The 269-nt window shown below is 40.9% G+C and carries 1 protein-coding gene; it reads left to right on the forward strand.

All coding sequences use genetic code 11. The features are described from left to right. Positions 1-153: 153 nt before the first annotated feature. Positions 154-269: TMEM175 family protein (locus tag SB679_RS24445; protein ID WP_410704859.1), on the forward strand; the 116-nt coding region annotated here is incomplete at its 3' end.

The raw sequence follows: 269 nt of genomic DNA on the forward strand, positions 1-269 counted from the left end.
CTTTTTTCCCACAATTTGCAGCAGATATCAAGGATACTTTTTCATTATCTAAGTTTTATGAGAATTTCGACCTTGAAAGCGGTGTAATCAATCCTGATATGCTCAGCGATCGGAAAGCAAGGATTGAAAACTTTAGAAACCAGATTAAAACTAATGACTAAAGGAAGACTGGAGGCATTCAGTGATGGGGTCCTGGCGATCATCATTACGATTATGGTCCTGGAATTAAAGGTTCCTGAAGGAGCTAGCTGGGGAAGCCTGAAACCGCT

Origin of the sequence: Chryseobacterium sp. SIMBA_029 (genome assembly GCF_046535275.1) — a bacterium.
In the GTDB taxonomy this organism is placed as follows: domain Bacteria; phylum Bacteroidota; class Bacteroidia; order Flavobacteriales; family Weeksellaceae; genus Chryseobacterium.